Origin of the sequence: Chelativorans sp. YIM 93263 (genome assembly GCF_028767125.1) — a bacterium.
Classification (GTDB): domain Bacteria; phylum Pseudomonadota; class Alphaproteobacteria; order Rhizobiales; family Rhizobiaceae; genus Chelativorans.
Genome location: NZ_JAKCWP010000019.1, coordinates 1 through 1,705, shown reverse-complemented (window position 1 = coordinate 1,705; position 1,705 = coordinate 1). Strand labels below are relative to the sequence as shown.

1 protein-coding gene and 1 pseudogene are annotated in these 1,705 nt (G+C 59.1%); both read right to left on the bottom strand.

Features of this window, described 5'->3' with window-relative positions; genetic code table 11:
* Window positions 1-446: pseudogene (locus tag LY631_RS20285) on the bottom strand (hypothetical protein); the annotation flags it as partial.
* Between the two features lie 288 nt (window positions 447-734).
* Window positions 735-1,046: a hypothetical protein gene (locus LY631_RS20555; protein WP_445082870.1), complete on the bottom strand. Its 312-nt coding sequence runs from the start codon at window positions 1,044-1,046 to the stop codon at window positions 735-737.
* Between the last annotated feature and the right edge of the window lie 659 nt (window positions 1,047-1,705).

The following is a 1,705-nucleotide window of genomic DNA, read 5'->3' as shown; positions in this document are numbered from 1 at the left end:
CCCCCGTCCGAAACGGTCAGTTCGCCCGTGCCAGAACGTCCGACAGAGAGGTCCCCGGAATTGGCCCAGGCCGAACCATCCCCCGTCACGGTCACACTGCCATTGCTGCCAACGGCATCGCCGACAGAGCCGTCGGCATTGTTGACCGCGCCGCCATTGCGAACCGTCAGATCTCCCGTGCTGAAAGAACCGACGATGAGGTCCCCACCGATGGTCCATGGGGAGTTTTGAGTCGGACTCGGATCCCCGGCATCCTCGCCATCAACAATTTCATGTGAGAGGCTAATCGTTTCCTGTGCCAACGCTTCCCCGACCGGCGCGGCGTTGGCAACGAGAGCGGCTATTCCCACGCCTGTAAGCAGACGCAATCGCGCTGCGGACATCGGGCTGGGGCCAGACCGGAGTGTGCTGTCGCGATCAGTCGCGCCCAGAGGCGTGTTTCGCATCATCCATTTTCCTTTTAGGGGCTGAAGTTTTTCTGAGTATATCCAATGTCATACGTGTGAGGTGTATTTTCTGCAAACAGAAGCGCATTGTGGCAGATTCGGTGGACTTTATGTAGCGCCGCCCCCCCGACACGCGTTCTTGCGTCAAGGGGGCGACGGTTTGGATGCCGCGGAAGCCAAGGATAAGGTGGCTGGGCCCAACCGTGTCTAATCCCGGGGGCCGCGCGTCACGAGTGACGCGCTGGCGACCCGGGGATCGCGTGCCGTAGCGCCTGATGACGCAACCAGTCACCAGACGAAGCGGAGCCCGGCCTGGCCTACCTCAAAACGTTCAATCGCTCGTACTCCTCCACCGCCATAACCACCACAACCGGCCGCCCATGATTGGTCACCGCCACTGATTCGGTGCGGGCTAGGTCGATCAGCCGGCCAAAACCGTACTTCGGCGTCTTTCGCGCTCAGGGTCAGCATGCGAATCCCCATTTGTTGCCGGACTAGACTAAGATCCCACAAGGCATAAGGCGTGCGGTTCATCATCGCCTCAGCGAACAGGGCGGCAATATCGAGATCGTCCGGATAAGCGCGATGCAGTTCGCGCATGGCGTCCGCGTAGGCATCGAGACAGGGCGCGATATCGTCTGCCGGCCCATCGGGAAAGCGCCGCGCGACGCCTCGATCAACCGCCCGTTCGACCGGCGAAAGCCCGCCCTCCAGGCCCGAGCCGCCTCTATCGTGGCTTCCACTCGGCTGCGGATATCCCCCATACCCGCAAGACAATACACGGATTCGAGAACTTCTCCCGAAAATAGCTATCCATCGCCATACTGCACCTCCCCTGCTCCATCAAACGCTATGTCGCGTCCATGTCGCGTGGACCTGCCGAGTGCCGCAGGAAACCCTTGAAAATCAAGGGAACTGGTTTGTAACACAACGCAACATGAAAAAGGCCCTTTTGAGGGCCTCAATTTAAGCAGGTTATTGATTTTATTCTGGTATTCTGTGGAGGCCTCGCCCGGAAGCTGCGAAGTCTGAGACTTCAATATCTTGGGCGATGGTGTGGCGGAAGCTCCTTGCACCAAAATTCAATGACTTATGACGGCCGCTGCCACACCTGTAACGAACCCGCGCTGTGGCTTCCATAATCACAGAGCGTCAAGGGTCTGGATTGTTCTGGATCCCTGAGGCACACTGCCGCGCATGTGCAACCTATACAATGCAACGACGAGCCAGGAAGCCATCCGGCAGCTCACGCGCGCAAT

What these genes read in the sequence shown, in the direction of transcription:
- LY631_RS20555 (WP_445082870.1), bottom strand. Translation starts at nt 1,046, where the DNA reads ATGCGCGAACTGCATCGCGCTTATCCGGACGATCTCGATATTGCCGCC.